The sequence below is a fragment of the Acinetobacter pecorum genome (assembly GCF_014837015.1).
Taxonomy (GTDB): domain Bacteria; phylum Pseudomonadota; class Gammaproteobacteria; order Pseudomonadales; family Moraxellaceae; genus Acinetobacter; species Acinetobacter pecorum.
Window position 1 is genome coordinate 44,035 of record NZ_JACSPT010000016.1, and the last position, 15,462, is coordinate 59,496.

14 protein-coding genes are annotated in these 15,462 nt (G+C 45.2%); 7 read left to right on the forward strand and 7 right to left on the reverse strand.

From position 1 onward, the window contains the following. The first annotated feature begins 11 nt into the window (after window positions 1-11). Window positions 12-1,136 (forward strand): glycine oxidase ThiO, encoded by a 1,125-nt coding sequence (gene thiO, locus H9629_RS11815; protein WP_191731152.1) that lies wholly within the window; start codon window positions 12-14, stop codon window positions 1,134-1,136. On the opposite strand, the gene H9629_RS11820 is transcribed toward thiO, so the two are convergent. Then, window positions 1,125-2,030, reverse strand: a complete 906-nt coding sequence (locus H9629_RS11820; protein WP_191731153.1) for a TIGR01777 family oxidoreductase — start codon at window positions 2,028-2,030, stop codon at window positions 1,125-1,127. The genes thiO and H9629_RS11820 overlap by 12 nt on opposite strands. Window positions 2,031-2,186: 156 nt before the next feature. Further along, the gene (locus tag H9629_RS11825) at window positions 2,187-2,645 is read right to left on the reverse strand and encodes an ABZJ_00895 family protein (protein WP_064095778.1); all 459 of its coding nucleotides are present in this window, start codon (window positions 2,643-2,645) and stop codon (window positions 2,187-2,189) included. Between the two features lie 471 nt (window positions 2,646-3,116). Between H9629_RS11825 and H9629_RS11830 the strand changes: the two genes are divergently transcribed. From H9629_RS11830 to H9629_RS11840, 3 genes are read left to right on the forward strand one after another with little or no spacing between them, the layout of a single operon-like run. Continuing rightward, entirely contained in the window at window positions 3,117-4,370 is a 1,254-nt protein-coding gene (locus tag H9629_RS11830; RefSeq protein ID WP_191731154.1) for an exonuclease SbcCD subunit D, read from the forward strand. Window positions 4,371-4,378: 8 nt separating this feature from the next. Further along, a complete protein-coding gene (locus tag H9629_RS11835; RefSeq protein WP_191731155.1) occupies window positions 4,379-7,984 on the forward strand; it encodes an AAA family ATPase in 3,606 nt (1,201 codons plus the stop codon). Window positions 7,985-7,986: 2 nt separating this feature from the next. Continuing rightward, window positions 7,987-9,096 (forward strand): acyltransferase family protein, encoded by a 1,110-nt coding sequence (locus H9629_RS11840; protein ID WP_064095781.1) that lies wholly within the window; start codon window positions 7,987-7,989, stop codon window positions 9,094-9,096. Window positions 9,097-9,127: 31 nt separating this feature from the next. Here H9629_RS11840 and H9629_RS11845 read toward each other — a convergent pair whose 3' ends face one another. Continuing rightward, on the reverse strand, window positions 9,128-9,817 hold the full coding sequence (locus H9629_RS11845; RefSeq protein ID WP_064095782.1) for a YggS family pyridoxal phosphate-dependent enzyme: 690 nt from the start codon (window positions 9,815-9,817) through the stop codon (window positions 9,128-9,130). Between the two features lie 123 nt (window positions 9,818-9,940). On the opposite strand from H9629_RS11845, the gene H9629_RS11850 reads away from it, so the two are divergent. Further along, complete coding sequence (locus tag H9629_RS11850) at window positions 9,941-10,978, forward strand: type IV pilus twitching motility protein PilT (protein ID WP_064095783.1); 1,038 nt, start codon at window positions 9,941-9,943, stop codon at window positions 10,976-10,978. A gap of 27 nt (window positions 10,979-11,005) precedes the next feature. Then, window positions 11,006-12,127: a PilT/PilU family type 4a pilus ATPase gene (locus H9629_RS11855; RefSeq protein ID WP_064095784.1), complete on the forward strand. Its 1,122-nt coding sequence runs from the start codon at window positions 11,006-11,008 to the stop codon at window positions 12,125-12,127. Window positions 12,128-12,194: 67 nt separating this feature from the next. On the opposite strand, the gene fur is transcribed toward H9629_RS11855, so the two are convergent. Then, the gene (gene fur / locus H9629_RS11860; RefSeq protein ID WP_005096051.1) at window positions 12,195-12,632 is read right to left on the reverse strand and encodes a ferric iron uptake transcriptional regulator; all 438 of its coding nucleotides are present in this window, start codon (window positions 12,630-12,632) and stop codon (window positions 12,195-12,197) included. Between the two features lie 112 nt (window positions 12,633-12,744). Between fur and H9629_RS11865 the strand changes: the two genes are divergently transcribed. After that, complete coding sequence (locus tag H9629_RS11865; RefSeq protein ID WP_064095785.1) at window positions 12,745-13,143, forward strand: outer membrane protein assembly factor BamE; 399 nt, start codon at window positions 12,745-12,747, stop codon at window positions 13,141-13,143. A 100-nt stretch (window positions 13,144-13,243) separates the two neighbouring features. Here the strand turns inward: H9629_RS11865 and H9629_RS11870 are convergent, their stop codons facing one another. The 3 genes from H9629_RS11870 to H9629_RS11880 form a co-directional block, all read right to left on the reverse strand. Then, window positions 13,244-13,576 (reverse strand): RnfH family protein, encoded by a 333-nt coding sequence (locus tag H9629_RS11870; protein WP_064095786.1) that lies wholly within the window; start codon window positions 13,574-13,576, stop codon window positions 13,244-13,246. Then, window positions 13,576-14,655: a hypothetical protein gene (locus H9629_RS11875; protein ID WP_191731156.1), complete on the reverse strand. Its 1,080-nt coding sequence runs from the start codon at window positions 14,653-14,655 to the stop codon at window positions 13,576-13,578. Before H9629_RS11875 ends, H9629_RS11870 begins: the two co-directional genes overlap by 1 nt. A 143-nt stretch (window positions 14,656-14,798) precedes the next feature. Further along, entirely contained in the window at window positions 14,799-15,254 is a 456-nt protein-coding gene (locus H9629_RS11880) for a bacteriohemerythrin (protein WP_064095788.1), read from the reverse strand. Window positions 15,255-15,462: the final 208 nt, after the last annotated feature.

Genomic DNA, 15,462 nt, shown 5'->3' on the forward strand with positions numbered 1-15,462 from the left:
ATTTCGGCGTAATGCATATTGCCATTATTGGCGCTGGCATCACCGGTCTGATGTCGGCGCTGGAACTGCTTGAACAGGGATGTTCTGTTACCCTTTTTGATCAGCAGGCCGCCGGACAGGCTGCATCCTGGGCTGGAGGAGGCATCCTCTCCCCGATGTATCCGTGGCGTTATCCCGCTGCTGTAAATGCTCTGGCCCGACATGCCAAACCGCTGTATCAGGACTGGAATCAAAAACTGCAACCTTTCACTGGCATCGATTTCCAGATTCATGAAACAGGTATGCTGATTTTTGATGAATCCGATTTTGAAATCGGTTTAAGTTATGCCAAAACACATCAAGAGCCGCAGCAACAGGCAAAATTACTTGATCAAGCTAAACTGCAACAGATCAATCCCAAAGTTGATAATAGCAAGTTCAAACAGGCGATTTATTTTTCTGAACTGGCCAATATCCGTAATCCACGGTTATTACAGTCGATCATTCGCTATTTGAAGCAGCATCCTCGTGTCACCTGGCATGAAGACTGTAAAATCACTCGGCTCAATATTCAGCAAGGCCGTGCAAACAGTATCTCAGATGAACATGGCCGGCTTTTTCAGGCAGATCAGTATGTGTTCACAACAGGAGCATGGTCACAATACTGGTCACAGCAACTTGGTTTGGAAATTCCGGTACAACCGGTGCAAGGTCAGATGCTGCTGTTTAAAACACCAGAAAACTGGCTGCCGACCATGTGCATGAATAAGGTGATGTACCTGATTCCACGACCAGACGGACATGTGTTATGTGGGTCCAGTATGCGTCAGGTCGGTTTTGACACCTCGCCTTCTAGCGAAATCCGGCAAGATATTTTGCAGGCGTGCATCGAGATGGTACCGGAACTGGCAGATTTTCCGCTGGTCAAGCAATGGGCCGGATTAAGACCCAGCTCACCCGATGGTATTCCCTATATTGGAAAAATTCCCAAGCTGCAAAATGCCTGGGCCAATTTCGGACATTTCCGTAATGGTTTATGTATGGGGCCGGCATCAGGCAAACTACTCGCTCAACTTATCCTTGAACAAACGCCAATCGTTGATCCAGTTCCTTATGATCCAGTCCGTTTATTAGAGTCCAGTCATTTAATGCTTTAGGATATTATCCAGTGCTTCTTTCAGGGTTGGATAATGAAACTGGAATCCAGCCTCCTGCAAGGCTTTGGGCTGTACATACTGACCGTTCAATACCAGTTGTGACTGTTCTCCCAGCATCATTTTCAGACTGCATGCGGGTAGTGGAAGTAAGGGTTTGCGTTTCAGAATCTGGGCCGTAGTTCGTGCGAACTGGGCCTGACTGCTTTTTTCTGGCGCGACCACATTAAAGATCTGCTCGGTTGTATCCTCGAGCATCAAGAATTCAATCGCACGCAGTACATCCTCTAGATGCACCCAGGTCACTGGCTGACGTCCATGACCAATTCGCCCGAACAGATTCAGCTTAATCGGCAATAGCATCTGCGGAAGAATCCCGCCACCTTTACCAAATACCACCGCAAAGCGAACAATCTTGGTGTTCTGGTTAGTATAGGACAAGGCCAGCTGTTCCCACTTCGCACAGAGTTCAGACATAAAAATATCTTGTGGCGGACTTTGCTCCGTGCAGACCTGTTCCCAACGCTCTGTCGGATCAATACCATAATAACCAACCGCTGATGTTGAAATAATCCGTTTCGGTTTAAGCTGATTTTTTTCTAAATAATCAAAAACCTGTTTGGTGGTGTCTAAACGGCTATCCAGCAATTTCTTTTTACGTGCTGCCGTCCAGCGGCCTTGACCAATGCTTTCGCCAGCCAGATTGACCACATAATCAAGCTGATGCTGTTTTAATTCATCCAACTGGTTAATCCAGTGAAAGTCCGGATGTGGTTCAGGTTTATTTTTCTGACGGGTCAGACCAGTCACCCGATAATCACGATCCAATAAAAACCGTACGAGATGACTGCCAATAAAACCACTCGCTCCCGTCACCAGCACTACAGGTTTATACATCAGTCATTCTTCGCCTTATTATTTTCTTGGTTTAAATTATACGCCACTCATCTTCAGCTTTTTTAAAGCAGGAATATTTTTGTAGTGGAGAATTTGTATCTTTCATCATTCAATCAATTTATGAAGATCGGCTGTCACACAATGATTCATCAATACTCACTGAGGCGAATGGCCAAACATTTTCTCTGCCATACGCTGGGCCTGCTTGCCATAAAACCAGTACGTCAGCAGATACAGCGGAATCGCAATCATCAAAAACATGATCAGCACTATGCTCATAAACTGTGGTTGCTGTAGATACAGCAGAAAGTCCTGCCAGGCATTCGGATTGGAACGGGTGGCGATCACAATACCGAGCAAGAGAAACAATAAATTATAGCCCCAATAAATCAGGCTAAAACCGAGCGTGAATTTTTTACGTTCTGCTTGGGTCGGCGCACGTTTTTGCTGTTTTAGAAATTTAAAAAGCACCCAAATCATGGCCACCAGATAGGGAACAATCGTCAAGATTGCGCCCATACCCATCGGTAATAGGGCTGCCACCACACCACAAATACAGGTAAAAATAAAACAGATAAAGAAAAACCAGGTAAAATAACGACTTAGTGGCAACATGTGCATGACTCGGTGATCTTCAACAGGTGAGTATAAAAAAAATTAATTTTTTTTTCATTTTATTGTCAACCATCCACTAGAGGGTGACGTTATATAGAGTACAAGGGGCAAAAATTTGGACTGGCATCCACGAATTTTTGCTGACCTTTAGAGCTAAAGCAATAAGTCTTAGTGTACAGGAAAATTTTGAATAGCAGCCAAAATCTTCCTGTAACACAAATTTGACCGACGATTTCATCATCACTCGAATCGTCGGTTTTTATTTTTTTAAATCCCTATTTTTAAAATCTCAGGGCTTGCAGAGCCTTTAAAATCTGATGACCTGGATACAACCGTCCAGTAATATCCATACTGATCAAAATAAATTCAGCTTCAACATCACTAACAATTCGCTGAAATATCGTTTTACAAGTAGATTTTTACCTGTGCTTTTTCCTATAGTAGCAAGGCAGATATCTTGGGGTTCATTACATGGCAGTTCATTTTCTTCACACTTCCGATTGGCATCTGGGACAATTTTTCCATAACCATGACCGTGAATTTGAACATGCGCAGTTTTTGACTTGGCTACTTGAGCAAATCCAAGCAAAGCAACCGCATGCCCTGCTGATTGCCGGTGATATTTTTGATGTGATCAATCCTGCATCCAGTGCGCAAAGACAGCTGTACCAGTTTCTGGCCGATGCCCACGACCTGGCGCCACATATGCAGACCCTGATGATTGCAGGCAATCATGATTCCGGTTACCGGATTGAGCAGGTTGAACCCTTACTGGCCAAATTCAATGCCAAAGCAGTGGGAATTGTAGGCCGCACGGCAGAAAATACCCTGAACCTAGATCGTCTGCTTATTCCTATTTATGATCAGGATAAAAATATCATCGCCTGGTGTCTGACCCTGCCCTATTTACGCAGTGCCGAAATTACCGGACTGAATGAACATACCAGCAATAACCAGAACGCGATCAGTTATCTGCATCAACAGCTCATTGCAGAAGCCGAAGTCCGCAAACAGCCACATCAGGCACTGATTTTAATGTCACATGCGCACATGCAAGGTGGTGAGACCTCGGACTCTGAACGTCCGATTATTGTTGGCAACGAAGAGGCCCTGTCGACGGCGCTGTTTGATGACGTGATTGATTATGTCGCGCTAGGGCATTTGCATAAACCGCAAAAAGTCGGTCAGCCGCATATTCGCTATAGTGGCTCTCCGATTCCGCTGTCATTTAGTGAAATCCATTACCAGCATCAGGTGGTTGAAGTCCGGATTGATCCCGAAAAAAACCTGGAAAACCGCTTTCAATACGATGCCTTAAGCATTCCGCGTACTGTCGAGCTGTTCCGCGTTCGTGAAAAGCTGGAAAATTTAATCACTACAATTCAGGCCTTGCCTGCCGGAGAAATCGAGCAGCTTTCTGCACGGCATTTTCTGGAAGTGGAATACACGACCGATGCGCCGCCTCCGGTAGACCTGCGTCAGCAAATAGAACAGGCCCTACCTGCTAACCGTTACCGACTGCTGCGCATCAGCCGGATTTATCAGCAACAGGTCGACCTTAGTTCAAGCCAGTCTAAAATTGATCTGGCACCCCCTACCCCGGAATCGCTATTTTTCAATATCTGGAAAAAAATGGGCTATGAGCAGGATCATTCGGTACAACGGGATTTTCAGGAATTACTGAATGAAGCCCAACATGAACTTGCACAAAAACAACAAGCCTAGGATCGGCCATGAAAATTTTACGTCTAAGTCTTAATAATCTGGCCTCCCTCACCGGCACCCATCATATTGATTTTGAATCGAGTCCTTTGGCTCATGCCGGGCTGATTGCCATCACCGGAAAAACTGGTGCCGGGAAATCCACCCTGCTCGATGCCATGTGCCTGGCGCTATATAATGAAATCCCCCGCCTAAAAGGTGCCACAGGCAGCCTGAAAGATACTGGCGGTCAGGATGTGTCCATCAAGGATTCCAAGAATATTCTGCGCCGTGGCTGCGTGCATGGTTTTGCCGAACTGGAATTTATTGCACTCGACAGCAAACGCTATATGGCACGCTGGGAAATTAAACGGGCACGCCAGAAAGTCGATGGCAATCTAAAAGTAGACCGATACGTCAAATGTCTGGATGATGACACGACACTGACGCAAAAAATATCGGAAGTCACCCCCCTCATTGAAAAACTGGTGGGCTTAAGTTTTGAGCAGTTTACTCGCGCAGTGTTGCTCGCACAGTCGGAAGTCGGTGCCTTTCTTAAAGCCAAAGACAACGAGCGTGCAGATTTGCTGGAATATCTGACCAATTCGCAGATTTTCAGTCTGGTCAGTCAGAAAGCCGCAGAGAAATTCAGCGAAGTCAAAAACAAGCGCAACGATCTGGAAAAACTGATCGGGCATATTGAAATTCTGTCTGAAGAAGACATCAGCGCTTTACAACAGCAGCAGAGCTCTTTGTCTTTGCAACTTCAGAATTTGCATCAATCAGAAAAACTGCTGGAAAATGAGAAACAATGGCATCTGGACCGACATAAACTTTATGCAGAAGTCCATGCCAAAAAAGAAGTCTACGAAGTACAACAGGATGCAGTAAATAAGTCTGCAGGACAGCAACAGCTACTGGAGCAGCTGGATGAATTCCAGTCGATCCGGGATCAGTTTGTGAGTCGTACCCGTCTAGCCCCTCAAAAAGAGCAGATTCAGCACCAGCACACCCAATTTACGCTGGAATTTGAAACGCTCAAACAGAGCTTTGTAGCAGAAGAAGCCAAACTTACAGCCTTACAACAAAAGCAGCAACAGTTTCAGCAACACTTGGCAGGCCTGAAACCGCATCTGGAAGCAGGTTTAAGACTGGATCATGCAATTGATACGGTATCAGAGCAGTACAAAAAACTGCATGCAGAACAAAGCCAGTTTCAAATCCTTCGTCTACAGCCTTTAGAAGAACAACTTCGACAGCAACAGCAGACTTTGAATCAGCTACAAGCTCGGCAAGAAAAGGTTGCACAACAATTGGCTGAATCTGGCTTTTTAAATGTGTTCGATCTGGAACCGCAAAGTACCTTGCAACGTATACAAGACTTTATGCGTCAGTATCAGCAACTGCAGCAACAGAATCCGGACAGCCTGAAGCAGCCTTTGCCTGAACTGGAAAAAACCGTTACAGCACTTTCAGAAAATCTGAACCAGTGGATACAACAGCATCATAGTCTGGAACAGCTGGAAGAGCAGCTCAAAACCATTCAGGAAATGCATCAGCAACGCCAAGCGGAACAGCGTCAGCTCGACCTGCTGCAACAGCAGGTACAACAGATCGTTCAACAATCACAAGAATTTGAACAACTGCAATCTGCTGTACATAGCCAACAGCAGCAACTGAAAATGCAGCAAGAGGCCGAACAGGCACTGCATCAGCAGATTCAGACTGAACAACAGGCATATGAACACCTGGAACAAATACTTGCCCAGCAACGTTTATTGCATGCGCAAAGTGTGCAGGATCTTCGTACCCAGTTAAAACCGGATGAGCCATGCATGGTCTGTGGGAGTATGATCCATCCTTTTGTCGATGCCGCCCATGAACGTCTGGAACAGAGCCTGAGCCAGTTACAGGAGCAACAGTTACGGCAGGCAAAACAGCAGCTCGATCAGCAACTGCAATCTCAGCAGCAGCAACGCATTGAAATATCCAAAGCACAAACAGTAATTGAGCAACAGCAACAGCGTTGCCAGGTCCTGCAAAACCAGATTCAACAATCCTCTGCTGACTGTAAATCTCAACTACTCAAACTGGAAGTGGTTACCGAGCAGCACAATGATCTTCCTACATTCATCCAGTTACTGGCAAATCACACTCAAAGTCTGGTCCAGCAGCTAGAACTGTCCCAACAGCAGGAACAACAGCTCCAGCAACAATTACAACAATGGCGTCAACAACAACGGCAATTGCACCAATTACAACTGGCTCTACAGCAACGTCAGCAACTCGACCAGCTGATACATCCAGTTTTAAGCGTACTGCCCGAGCAGTACCAGTCACAGCCACCTATGCTCTGCTTACCTCAGTTGCAACGACAATTAGAGCAGCGCATGCAGCACTTGGCAGTACACAAGCAGCTGGAATCTGACCTGCATCAACAGCAGCAGATATTGGAAAAGAGCCAGTATCAACTACAATTGGAACAGCAAAATTTTGCTCAATTGAGCCAGTCTGTAGAGCAGTTGATTCAGCAAGGCAAAGATCTGCGTCAACAACTGGCTGAACTGACCAAAGAGCATGCAGGACAAGTCTACCGTGTCGCTGCAGAATGGCGTGATGCACTGGATCAGCAAGCCAAAACCTTAGAGCAGGATTTGGAACAACAGCGTCAATGCACGGCCCAGGCTGAAAAAAAGTGGCATCAAACCCACTTGAAATTGCAAGAATTTATCAGCCAACTTCAGCAGATCGATCGGCAATTGGCTCAATATCAGCAAGATATTCAGGCATGGCAAGCATCACATCCGCAAGTGACGGCAGCTCAAATTGAACAATGGCTCAGTATTGATCTGAGCAACCATCAACGGATTCGTCAGAATTTGGCTAACCAGAAACAGGCACTCGAAAATGCCAGAACAGCCTGGCAATTACTGGAAGAACAATATCAGGCCCATTTAAAACTACAGCCAGAACATGAATTTGAGGAAATTGAACAAAAGCTTGACAGGCTGCATCAGGAAAAAACAATGCAGCAGGAAGTGCTCAATGAAACTGATGCCAAACTGCGTATGAATGCCAACAATCAAAACACCTATGCCAAATATCAGCAGCAAATTGAGCAGATCAAAGCCGAAGAATACCGTTGGGGACGTATTTACGATCTGATCGGACATAAGGAAGGCACCAAATTCCAGAAAATTGCCCAGGAACATCATCTGGATATTCTGGTGGAATATGCAAATCAGCAGTTGCAACCGTTGGCACCCCGCTATCAGTTACACCGTATTCCGGACAGCCTGAGTCTGGCGATTATTGATCTGGACATGAATAGTGAAGTCCGCCCTGTGCTGTCCCTATCGGGGGGTGAAACCTTCCTGGTTTCATTGGCTTTGGCTTTGGCGATTGCCAATATGGCCTCCGGCTCCATGAAACTGGAATCACTGTTTATTGATGAAGGTTTCGGAACACTAGATCCAGCATCCTTACATATGGTCATGAATGCGCTGGATCATTTGCAAAGCCAGGGCCGTAAAGTCGTCTTGATCTCACATATACAGGAAATGCATGAACGGATTCCGGTACAAATTCAGGTCAAGCCTGTCGGTGCAGGCGCCAGTACCATTCAGATTATAGGTTAACGATGAGTCACCCAGCCCCGAACACGCTCTCGCACTATTTCAGCCTACAGCTTGAGAGCCTACGGGGTATCAGTGCCATTGTGGTGCTGTTCAGTCACTGCTTTCAGGCATTTATTGCGCCTTTCGATACCAGCATTTATTCATGGATACGCCTGCTTGGGCAGGCTGCAGTCATGATTTTCTTTGCCCTAAGTGGCTATCTGATCGGCTATTCGATTCAGCACAACATTCATCAGCATGGTCAGTTCAATCTGCACCGATATGCCCGACAGCGTTGCCGCAGAATTTTACCACCCTTTCTGTTTGCCATGGGGATGACCCTGGTTCTCTATCTACTCGCTCCACTATTATTTGCCAGCCATACTCATGCTTTTCAACACAGTTTTGGCATGATGATACGGACTGACTATAGTGTAGACATGATGGAATTTGTTGGTTCGCTGCTATTTTTGAATGGCTTTGTAACACCAACGGTTTCAGCCAATGCCGCGCTCTGGAGCCTGAGCTATGAAGTGTGGTTTTATGTGCTGGCCGGATTCCTACCTTTTTTAAAAAATTCGGAAATAGCCAAAATCGGATTTTTTATGGTTCTGGCTATACTGTCATTACTGAACATCCAGTTTTTTATTTATTTTCTGGTCTGGCTTAGTGCCTTTGCTTGTTCATTTCGATATATCCAGCTACGTTTTTTAAACCGCTTACAATCGGTCAAATTAGCCCTATTCGGCTTGGCATTTTTAATCGCCTGTTTTGATGCTTACCAGTTTCAGGTGATGGATGAGGCCCAGCAATACCGTGCTGTGAATTTTGTCCCTTTTAATTTCTGTCTGGGTCTGGCATTTAGTTGCTGGCTGGTACAACTCCAGCATCACCGCAGTCACTATCATCCGGTTTGGGTTCAATCTGCAGACTTTTCCTATACTTTGTATGTCACCCATTTTCCTTTACTTTTATTTATTTTGGGGTGTATCCCGGCAACTTTGGCCTATGGTCTGGGCGGAGCAATTTTAGCCTTGCTTGCGAGCATGTGCAGCTTAATAGTTTTTGCCTGGCTGATGGCTAAATGGCTCGAACCAGCCAGAAAAAAAGCGTTATCCAATACCCTGCGATAACGCTTTGCTGCAAAAAACTGACATTAGTAGTTTATACATCTTTTTTAGGCCGAGCACCAAATAGGGCTGTGCCAACACGAACCAAGGTAGAACCCGCAGCAATCGCTTCGGTCATATCCCCAGACATGCCCATACTTAAAGTATCCCAGTCTTCAGGATGAGCATGTTGTGTTTTTACTACATCAAATAAAACTTTGGCATCAGCAAAGGCTTGAGGATTATTCGGTGCTGGAATCACCATCAAACCACGTAAACGTACATTCGGCAGTTGGCTGATCTGTGCCACCAGAGCTGCAACTTCTGCCGGCTGGCAACCATCTTTGGTATCCTGACCATCAATATTCACCTGAATACAGATATTCAGTGCGGACTGATTATCTCCACGCTGATTTGATAAACGCTCGGCAATAATCAGGCGATCGACTCCATGTACCCAGGCAAAATTTTCTGCCAGATGCTTGGTCTTGTTACGCTGTACATGTCCAATAAAATGCCACTCAATCTCCAGGTTTTTCAGTTCGGTGATTTTTTCCAATGCTTCCTGCAAATAATTTTCACCAAAGGCCCGCTGGCCTGTCTGATACATCTCTGCCAGCACACTACTTGGCTGGGTTTTGGACACGGCCAATAGTTGTACCGAATCGGGCTCACGCCCGGCCTGAGTGCACGCGGCCTGGATCTGAGCTAAAACCTGATTTCGTGACTGTTGCAGCATATTCATTGATGGGGTTCTCATTTCGTCCGGATTTTTTTCCCTTGCTCGTGAACTAAGTGTTGGTTAAGCTGTGGGAAAGCCTTATTATTCTATCAAAATAAATAACATTTTAATGAACTCGGGGACCTTATGGATATTACAGAACTGTTAGCCTTTTCTGCTAAAAATGGTGCGTCGGATTTACACTTATCAGCAGGTTTACCACCAATGATCCGTGTAGACGGGGAAGTCCGTCGCATCAACCTGCCTGCACTGGAACATAAAGAAGTACACAAACTGGTGTACGACATTATGAACGACAAGCAACGCCGCGATTATGAGGAAAATCTGGAAACTGACTTTTCCTTTGAAGTTCCCGGCGTGGCCCGTTTCCGTGTCAACGCATTTAACCAGAACCGCGGTGCAGGTGCAGTCTTCCGTACCATTCCATCTAAAGTCTTGACCATTGAAGACCTTGGCATGGGCCAAATCTTTAAAGATCTTTGCGAATACCCACGTGGCCTGGTCCTCGTCACAGGACCTACCGGCTCAGGTAAATCGACCACGCTTGCAGCGATGCTAGACTATATCAATGACAACCGCTATGACCATATTTTAACAGTTGAAGATCCAATTGAATTTGTACACCAATCCAAAAAATGCCTGATCAACCAGCGTGAAGTGCATCGTGATACTCATGGATTTAATGAAGCATTACGTTCTGCATTACGTGAAGACCCGGATATTATTCTGGTCGGTGAGATGCGTGACCTTGAAACGATTCGTCTGGCATTAACTGCAGCAGAAACCGGTCACCTGGTGTTCGGGACCCTGCATACCACCTCAGCGGCAAAAACTATTGACCGTGTGATCGATGTATTCCCGGCCGAAGAAAAAGACATGGTTCGTGCCATGTTGTCTGAATCGCTGCAAGCGGTGATTTCCCAAACCCTGCTCAAGAAAAATGGTGGCGGTCGTGTGGCTGCACATGAAATCATGATTGGTATTCCGGCGATCCGTAACCTGATCCGTGAAAACAAAGTGGCTCAAATGTATTCTGCAATCCAGACTGGTGCCAATTATGGTATGACTACCATGGATCAAAGCCTGAAAACACTCGTGTCTAAAGGTATTATCAGCCCGCAAGTCGCCCGTACTGCAGCAAAACAGCCTGAATCATTCTTATAAAAAAATTCATTTTATTGGGGTTTTATCATGGACTTTAACGGCTTACTCAATTACATGGTAGAGAAAAAGGCCTCGGATCTGTTCATCACAGCCGATGTCGAACCCTCTATCAAAATTAACGGTCAAATTCTACCCATCGGTTCGGTGAAATTGCCGGGGCCGGCTGTGGGGCAACTGCTGAACTCGATCATGAGCGAAAAGCAGCGTAAGGAATTTGCCGAAACGCGTGAATGTAACTTCGCGATCAGCAATCCGGACAAGTCCGCGCGTTTCCGTGTCAGTGCTTTCCAGCAGCGTGATGAACCGGGGATGGTGCTGCGCCGGATTGAAACTGTTATTCCCACGATGGATGAACTCAAGTTACCGCCAATTCTGAAAGAACTGGCGATGACCAAACGCGGCATCATCATTTTTGTCGGGGCAACCGGTACCGGTAAATCAACCTCGCTGGCCTCTTTGGTCGGTTATCGCAATGAAAATTCCAAAGGTCATATCATTACCATTGAAGATCCGATCGAGTTTGTGCATCAGCATAAAGGCTGTATTATTACTCAACGCGAAGTCGGCATCGATACTGACTCGTTTGAAATCGCATTGAAGAATACTTTACGGCAGGCACCGGATGTGATTCTGATTGGTGAGATTCGTTCCCGCGAGACCATGGACTATGCCATTGCCTTTGCTGAAACCGGCCATCTGGTATTTGCCACGCTACACGCCAACAATGCCAACCAGGCGATTGACCGGATTATTCACTTCTTTGAAGCAGACCGGCATAACCAGCTGTTTATGGATCTGTCTTTGAATATGAAAGCCATTGTGGCGCAGCAACTGATCCCAACCATCGATGGCAATGGCCGCCGTGCTGCGATTGAGATTCTGATTAACTCACCACTGATTGCCGACCTGATCCGTAAAGGTGATGTGCATGAGATCAAGGACCTGATGAAGCGTTCCCGTGAACTGGGCATGCAGACTTTCGATCAGGCGCTGTATGATCTGTATAAAGCAAAACAGATCAGCTATAAAGATGCGCTGAAACATGCGGACTCACCTAACGACCTGCGTCTGCAAATCAAGCTCTCAGAAGAAGGTGGCAGCCACTTATTACGTGCGCATTCCAATATTACTTTTGATGGTCAGAGCTAATGATCGTAAAGGCATAAAAAAACAGGCTTCCCATGAAGCCTGTTTTTTGTTTGAACCAGCGCTCAAATTATTTTTTACGGAAAACTTCCTGACAGGCAGGCGCATCGCAGTAGCCATACAGATTCAGTGAGTGACCAGTTAATTCAAAACCAAATTTCTCGGCAACATCATGCTGCTCTTTTTCAATCGTATCATTAATAAATTCAACAACTTTGCTACAATTTAAACACACCAGGTGATCGTGGTGATCTTCCTGCATAATTTCAAAAACTGAATGATTATTTTCAAAATTATGGCGTTCGATGATGCCCGCGGCTTCAAACTGCGTTAACACACGATACACAGTTGCTAAACCTACATCTTCACCCTGATCGAGTAAAGTCTTGTAAATATCTTCCGCACTTAAATGATGTTGTCTTGAATTTTCTAGTAATTCTAATATTTTAATTCGTGGAAGGGTAACTTTCAGTCCAGCTTTTCGTAAATCTTGGTTTGAAATAGTCATGTAAAAAGGTCTCTCAACAAAATCAAAGTTGGAATATGCAACAAAGTTTAGATGCAGTATGATCTATCCTTGGATCAAATGCATCATAATTAATTTGGGATAGTTTAGCAAAATGCAAAAAATCATGCTGACGTTATTCGTCACTTCATTGCTCGTCGGCTGTTCGACATTAGGTGTTTATAAAGTAGATATTCCACAAGGAACTCCCTTAACCAAGGCACAAGCCGCTAAAATTCAGGTGGGAATGAGTCATCAACAGGTGCGTTTCTTACTGGGCAGTCCAACAGTAAGCGATCCCCTGAATCCTTTACGTTGGGACTACATCTATAACTATACCCCAGGGACCTATGCTAAAAAAGCCAAGATCCCGGCGGCCCAAGGCCAGCATTTGAAAATCTACTTTAACCAGTCTGGGATCGTGGAACGCATTGAAGGTCTGGAAACGATTCCGGAATCTCAACCCGGTTTACCAGGATCAAAAGAAGCCATTTTAAATGCTCCGCCACTATAACCGGTCCCTCATAAAAAAGCCCCTGAATCATCAGGGGCTTTTTTGATTAAGTTGATTGATTGAGCAGATCATGGAGCACACTGTTCTTTCCAACAGCTTTTCACTCGGAAGACGGTTTCAGCTTTCTTAAAAGATTGCCTCTGGCATAACGTCCTACCGGATTTCTCTCGGCACGTTTACGCCTGATATCTTTGGGATTAATGGTCAGTGGCCGGTATATTTCCACCCGGTCCCCTACTGCTAGTGGTTGCTGATGATCCTGCAAACGCACGCCAAAGATGCCCAAAGATAACGGTTCAGGCAAGTCGACCTGCTCACGGATTCCACTTTGCTCAATCGCATCCAGTGCCGTCATGCCGGGCTGAAATGGCACAGCCAGATGAAACTGCTGTTGCGGCGTCGCATATGCCACCCAGATCATCGCCTCATTCATCAGACGAACTGCCCTAGAACAGCGGCTATTGCCAGAATAATCCCAACTGGTAACACTACACGTACTGCAATACGCCAAAGGTTATAGAATGCTTCAGAGCTGAAATTCATTGATTTACGCAAATGACTGATCTTCATGATCCAGCCGGCAAACAGTGCATAAATCAGACAAATCACCAGCCCCCAGACGAGCAAGACCACATTGAAAATTGGGCTTAGATTTGGAATAGCCCAGATCAGCGTAACTACAGCGATAATTGCCCATTGCACTACAGGATGAAGCTGACGTTCCTGTAGCTGTTCACGTGCCATTTGCAGCATTAATGCGGCAGCCGCCACTATGGCGGTGACCAGAGTAAATGCAGGAATTTGCGCTTGTACTGCGAAGAAGGCAAATGCAATAACAGCAACTAACTGCGCAACCCAGATCGGCAATACCGTTTTGCTGGCGATATCCTGTTGTCGCACAGTGTTCAGGCTAGACTGCCAGTACAAGCCCATGCCCAGACCACTTGCAACCAGTGCCAATACCGTCGCATTTCCCCATTCAGAAAACTCAACTGGCGTAACTTGCCATGCAGGTAGTGCAGTTCCCATTACATTTGCCAAGATCAAAGATGCCAGCACCCCAATCGCAGTGATTGCTAACAGGATTTGACGCGGTAGCAATGAAAGAGCCAGCGCCACGATTGCCAATCCGATCAACAAGAGATTTGGTGCAAGATCAAGGGCCGCTACTGCCAGAACATTACTGGCATTATTCAGCATTGCACCTGCCAAAAACGGAATAAAAATCACACTTAACCAGCCGACAATACGCCATTTCTGTGACGCATCAGCTTCACGGGTCAGCGACGACAGCGCCTGTAATGGCGTCGTTTTGGAGCGCTTGGCCAAAGCAATTTCCAAGTAGCAGACTGGAAGTGCCAGAATCAGCATGGTGGCTAACCAGAGCATCCAGAAATCCAGCTGACGTTCAATCTGTATACCGGTTATCGGTGCGAGTGTCGCGATGATAATAAACGATAGACAGAAAGCCATCAGCGGCGATAACCATTTTGACATAGCATTGTCCTGCATGATGCATTCCTATAAAAATCTAGCGCTATTTTGCCTTGTGAAGCAGTGAAAATCAAAAACAAAAAGCAAACCACCATGAGGATGATTTGCTGCGCCAAATTTATAATTAAATTTTAATTCTTTTTATTTGCTGAAATCTTTTATTATGAGAAAAACCGGGCGAACCAGTTTTTACCTTTTTTCTGTTCTTTTTCTTTAATGATACCCATCATATTTTCTTTGACTGCACCCACATAATCGGCATCATCATGCTGAATATGGTTAATCAGCCATTTCGATAATACTTCATGCAGTTCATTTTCAATTGACTGTCCCAGTTCAAAACGGTCACGATAAGATTCGATTTTCTTAATAAACAGGTCATGCACACGTTTATGCGGCACCCGGTATTTATACCCGGCTTCTTCCTGAAGAGATTCTTCAAAGGTAAAATGTGACTGGGTATAATCAATAATATTGTCAAGAATCTGTTTAATACGGGCACGTTCGGTATTGGCATCGATTCCATCAATTTCGTTGATATAATCGAGAATTCGTTTGTGCTGATCGTCAATCACATCGATACCAGTATTATAATCTGGGACCCATTTCATTTTCATACGACCACCTAGAAATATTAAGGACTTATAACGTGAAAATGAGCATATAGCTTATTGATTCAAATAAAAATGAAGCAAATTAGTCGGCTTTCTGCCCAAAGCCGGTATTTTCATTTTAAGTTTCTGTTATATATAGTTAAAAATAATTTATCTTGAGTAAAAAGCTAAGATATTAATTAACCAAAAATGAGTGTTAAACCATTATTTA